Source organism: Nostoc sp. FACHB-190 (genome assembly GCF_014696905.1).
Lineage (GTDB): Bacteria > Cyanobacteriota > Cyanobacteriia > Cyanobacteriales > Nostocaceae > Nostoc_B.
In genome coordinates, this window is the sequence record NZ_JACJQW010000097.1 from 1 (window position 1) to 5,683 (window position 5,683).

5 protein-coding genes are annotated in these 5,683 nt (G+C 35.8%); 3 read left to right on the top strand and 2 right to left on the bottom strand.

The window, feature by feature from the left end:
- Positions 1–125 precede the first annotated feature (125 nt).
- Positions 126–557 (top strand): hypothetical protein, encoded by a 432-nt coding sequence (locus tag H6G28_RS36095; RefSeq protein ID WP_190678149.1) that lies wholly within the window; start codon positions 126–128, stop codon positions 555–557.
- A 192-nt stretch (positions 558–749) separates the two neighbouring features.
- Here the strand turns inward: H6G28_RS36095 and H6G28_RS36100 are convergent, their stop codons facing one another.
- Positions 750–1,043, bottom strand: coding sequence for a hypothetical protein (locus H6G28_RS36100; protein WP_190678153.1), 294 nt, complete (start codon positions 1,041–1,043; stop codon positions 750–752).
- Between the two features lie 709 nt (positions 1,044–1,752).
- A complete protein-coding gene (locus H6G28_RS36105; protein ID WP_190678156.1) occupies positions 1,753–2,139 on the bottom strand; it encodes a hypothetical protein in 387 nt (128 codons plus the stop codon).
- Positions 2,140–2,321: 182 nt separating this feature from the next.
- On the opposite strand from H6G28_RS36105, the gene H6G28_RS36110 reads away from it, so the two are divergent.
- Positions 2,322–4,634: an NACHT domain-containing protein gene (locus H6G28_RS36110; RefSeq protein ID WP_190678159.1), complete on the top strand. Its 2,313-nt coding sequence runs from the start codon at positions 2,322–2,324 to the stop codon at positions 4,632–4,634.
- Positions 4,635–4,799: 165 nt separating this feature from the next.
- A complete protein-coding gene (locus tag H6G28_RS36115) occupies positions 4,800–5,513 on the top strand; it encodes a cupin domain-containing protein (protein ID WP_190678162.1) in 714 nt (237 codons plus the stop codon).
- The last annotated feature ends 170 nt before the right edge of the window (positions 5,514–5,683 follow it).

Consider the following 5,683-nt stretch of genomic DNA (forward strand, 5'->3'; position numbering starts at 1 on the left):
TGAAATGCCTGAGCCTATTTTATTAAGCCAGATTTTTGCCAAGCTTACTTCTTTAGGTCGTATTCATCCCGTTTCTACGGGCGTTGAACCCTCGTAAATTGGCTAAGGTATTGCACGAGATAACAATGGCTGAACAGCAGAATTCAGAAGTGATTACGAAAGAGAAGATTGATAAGGCTATTGAACTGCTGAAGGAGCAGAAACCAAAAGAGCGAGAAGATGTATCAGACAGAGAAGCCATTCGGAAGATGAGACGGTATATCGAGAAGCTGACTTCTGACAAGTACGGCTACACTTACGATGAAGTTTCAGAGATGCTGAAGGGGTTAGGGATTAATTTAACTGGCAGCAGAATCAAATATTTAGTAGGCAAGTTGAAGAAAAGCAGCCGTCAACGACACAAAGCCCAGTCGTTTGACAATAGCCAATCATCAGAGCCTACTGCTGAAACTCAAGCAACTGTTAAAACCAGTAGTGAAGCTAATACTTCATCTTTAAATAGTGGGAAAGGCAAGAGAAAAACTAAACAGCAAACAGTAGAGGCAGCAACCACCTAGAAACGACAGCACTGGGGTTTTAATCTTTAATAAGAAAAATATAGTGCTAAGTTTGTCTTTATTACTCAGCCTTGATACTTAATTGATTTCCCTACGTAAATTTGAATTGATGATGTATCAAAAAAAAGGTCTTACACGAGTCCATGTAAAACCTTTTTTATTGCTTGTGAAAAATCCAGGTCTTGCTGCTTTTTACTGCCTATCAGAAGCAATTAATACCCCCTCTGCATCTTGTAGGAAATTTAAACGAGATGGGAGTCTATCATAATTAATTTCCACCATGAGTTTTAAAGAGGGAGCGGTCAATGTGATGCGGATTGGTACTTTTGAGGAAGTAGTTAAGGCAAAAATTAAAGAAATAATGCTGAGTAAAACTGGAATTAAGATAGCGTAAGATTTAATACTTGACATCTTCATAAAATCTATTTCTCCAATGTACTGAAGTATTTGGAATAAGAAGTTAATTGAATCCAGCAGGGTTGACACAATCTCTATATAGAATTAACGAGAAGATTCATAGATAATGGCTACTCCACAAAAACAAACGAGAAATACTACAATGCGGAACAGCCATTCCCATACACTTGGAGAGACAAGTATTTGGAGAATCAAGGAAAGCCCCAAAACATTGGAAATGACATATGTGTTGGCAAACCCAAACATAAAAAACAAAAAATATTTCACCGATTTAGAAGCCAAATCAAACATAAATTAATACCTCTTATTGATAAATATCTACTTAATTAGTCTGAGGAATGAAACTGCGCTGCCTAATACTGCGCCTATATTGGTGAGTTAGTAAATTTAGCCTGAGCATAATTAAAGTACGCCCCTAGATAGATTTAAGTTTTTGATGATTTTCTCCTTCGTCTTTCGAGAGTTAAATTTTTTATTCTGTACAGACTTAGATAAGTCGAAGACATTCATAAAAGTCAGATCCAAGCAAAAAAGCTGGTTCAGTGATATTTCACTGAACCAGCTTTTGTGATTAAGTTCTAATCCTCCCAGCTTGCTAAGAAACTAAATATTTAATTACTTAATTAGTTTCAACAACTGTTTTTTAATACAAAGCAGATGAAAAAACTAAATATTTTTCTGGCGTTGCATAAATGCGGGATGAATTGAAATTTTGAACCAGAATGAAAGATTGATTGTTCGCGCCTTTGCACCTTTGCGCGAAACAAAATTCATCCCCTTAATCAGCAACGCCATTTTTCTTTGCCACCGTACAGATTCGGTAGGAAAGGCCAACCGTGGCAATAAATGCTCTTGTGTCGGAAGATTCTAGGTTAATACCGCCATACCCATGCCCCAAAGATAATGCAGTCAGAGCTGCTTGAAAGAAAAGAGATGGACAACCGATCTGTTTGCTCTCAACCAAATTCATCAAACCAAGCAAGGAGATCGGCAAGCTATACTCACGCGCAAAGTCTTTTAGCTGTGTTTTAGAAAAACTAAAGCTTCCGACATTCGGAATGAGCAAATCTAAATTATTTCCCTCTACAGTTCTTAACGTACAAATAAGGGGACAACCAGGACTAGGCTTATTTTTCATTGTTTCTATAAGCACCCCAATGTCCATAAAGCTTTAGCCTCCTCTAATGCGAGTGCGCTTACGCCTATATTTATCTACGTGTTCTTCTCCGTATGGACAAATAATAAACCCATGTCGCTTTATATGTCAACTAATGTCTGTCTAAAGATTTTTCAAGGACTGTTTATTGTAGTATGATGATAGCTGTAAGGCTTTGTAATTGAGCAATTATGGCAAAACCAACTTTACAAGCTTCCTCAAAAGGAATACAGCTTGTCAAAGAGACACTAATTAAGCAGGAACTAACACAGAAAATGCTGGCCGATAAGCTAGGACTTCATCGCTCGGTCATCAGTGCCTTACTTAACGGTAAACCGATTCTAAGGGAGAATTTTTCTCAGATTGCAACTGGCTTGGGCTTTGATGACTGGTACGAGCTGACTGTCTCAGAGCTAATAGTCAACCAAAGCGTCACTGATTCATCTCATAAAGACGAGATTGAGGTAACAAATTTAGTAGAGGAAGTACGCAATAAAGTAAGAGATACCATTCAAGAATGGTGCGGCACAATGCGCGTGCTAGATATGTCGCAGCCGATGGACATAAATCAAATCTATACGCATGTCAATATTTTAGAGAAGCTTACTGCTCACAAACGCAAGACGATTAAAGAATTACTTGCAGAATCTAATCTAGAAGATTTGGAAAGATTTGGATTAGGCAGAGTAACTGAAGAAGGAGTTCCTGGTGAAAATGCAGTTAAAAAATATAAAAAGCTAATTGTTCTAGGTAAACCTGGGGCTGGAAAAACAACTTTTCTTAAGCATCTGGCTCTTCAGTGTAACGAAAGAATATTTATGCCAAATCTTGTTCCCATTTTTTTAAATCTTAAATACTTTTCTGAAGCTTCTAATTCTCCAAGTTTATTAGAATATATGGGACAAGTGTTTTTTGAATGTGGAGTAACTACAGAGCAAATTCAAAAACTATTCATAGGTAGGTCAATATTACTTTTATTAGATGGGCTGGATGAAGTAAAAAGTGAACATTACGAGAGAACTTTAAATGAAATTAGAAATTTATCGAGAATGTTTTATGAAAATCATTATATTATCACTTGTAGAATAGCAGCTAAAGAATACTCTTACGATGTATTAGACAAATTTAATGAGGTTGAAATAGCTGATTTTAGTGAGGAACAAATTAACTTATTTATATATCAATGGTTTAAAGCTAAAAATAAAAAAGTTATTCAAGCAGAAGAGGCAATTAAATTTTTAAAGAATAATTATCGTTTATCTCAATTAGCAGTTACACCTCTTCTATTAACATTAATATGCTTAGTCTTTGAAGAGAAATGCACTGCTCCTAATAACCGTTCAGAATTATATACAGAAGGATTGGAAATTCTTCTTAGCAAGTGGGATGCTAAACGAGGAATTCAGAGAGAGCAAGTTTACCAAATACTCTCTCTTCAAAGGAAGAAGGACTTATTAAGTTATATTGCTTTTAAAACTTTCAAACAGAAAAAATTTTTCTTTACCCAAAAAGAAGCAAAAACTTATATACAAGAATATATTCAAAATTTAAGTAGTAATGCCGAGAGAGAAGAAGAAGCTCTAGAACTAGATAGTGCAGCTATTTTACATGGATTTGAAGCACATCATGGCCTTTTAGTGGAGCGTGCAAAAGGAATTTATTCTTTCTCCCATCTCACTTTTCATGAATACTTTACTGCTCGTGAAATCAACATTAGAAAAAGTCTGCTTCAGGATTTACTTGATAATTTGAGAGATACCTACTGGAGAGAAGTATTTCTTTTATCAGTAGAAATGGCTCAACCAGATGCCTCGTTACTTTTAAAAAGGATGAAAGACAGAATTGATAAGCTTTTAGAACATAGCAAAAAATTACAGAAATTTCTGATGGATGTGCAAGAAAAATCATCAAAGCACAATATTTCTGTTAAATTACCCGCTATACGAGCTTTTTATTTTGATATTGACTTTGAAATAGACCAAGAGCGACGACTTAGCTTATTACTAGATAATTCAGCTAATTATCTAGTATGTGGTAGCTTTTTTGCTCGCGTTTTTCAAGACACAAATTTTGAAGAAGGTATTTGTATTGCTGAAGAGTATGACAAAAATATTACTCAGGGTAAGCAAAAAATAAGCGGAGTTTTATCAGCTAATCAAGCTATGTATATAGCTCTGCAATATGCTCTTGAGTCTGACAAATTACACCAAGAAGTAAGAAATATTTTAGAAAAGTTATATCAAAATGATACTCAATTTGACAAGAATGAGCTTGATGAAGAGAAGCTCAAACATTTAGCTGATGAATCTAGGAGCATTGCCAAAAGAAATCTTAAAATAGGTGATAATTCTTTAAAATTTGATGAAGATGAGAAGAAATTACTTAAAACCTATTACGAAGCTAATTTACTCTTGGTAGAGTGTCTAAATACTGATTGCATGATTGATCCGCAAGTACGTAAAGAAATTTTAAATACATTAATACTACCTGTCAAAAGATTTTGAGCATTAAACCATAAATAAAGCTGTTATTTTTTGAATTTATCAGCTATAACTATTGCACCAGTTTTTGCTTGCTCAATTTATATTCTTCTGTCCGTAAGGGTTTTAAACAGTTGTCCAGTAAGAATGTATAAAGGTTCAATAAAAAATACGTAAAATAACTTGATTATGACAGTTCAAATATATCGGCAGTTAATTCACGGCAATCTTTCCAAGTTTAATGAACAATCATCAGATTGTTTTATGGCTTGGAGCGGAGATTGTATTCAGCTTCCCGACACGGGAACCCATTTTGGCTATGTCTACAGTGGTCAACCCATTTTGTATCGCAGCGTTGGTTTACAGGAGTACAAACTTCACCCTGGTATGTACTTCAGTTTGCCTGGAGGAGGTTGGATTGATGGGAAAAATTCATCAGGTTTTTTAGTATCTTGTCCAGCTTTTAAAGGTGTTTTTCTTATCGGAGGCGCAGTTGAACCAATCGGGCGATTGGGTTATATCAATGGGGGTACAGATAATGTGCTAATTCCGCCAATTATGCTGGGAGATCCTTGTCTTAATGCTCTGTACTTCCCTTCTGATGTAGATCAGACTGCTCATACTCATCCTAGCTACAGGCTAATCATTGTCATTGAAGGTGGTGGTGAATGTGAAACTCCTGACGGTATTATTTCACTTGAGCCAGGTGTCACTATTTTTATTCCTGCTAATAGCCTTCATAAATTTCGTACCATGAAGGATAAATTAACTGTTGTTTGTTTCCATCCTGACTCTGATACAGGATTTACTCATACTGACCACCCAATGCTTAAACGTACAATAGTTTCTGGTATGAGTGCCTCAAATTTGCCAGAAATCCAAACGAAAACTTTTGCACAGTGAACCTCGCTGTGTAATTATTATCTGAGCCTGGGATGATTGAAAAACCGTCACTAAGATCAATACCTTAGCCAAAAAAAGAGTATGAAGAGAGAGGGCTGACGTAGTAGAGTTATTGTCTCTCACAACGAAAACTCAAAAGCCACTCTTCAGCCCATGCCCGATATCTTATC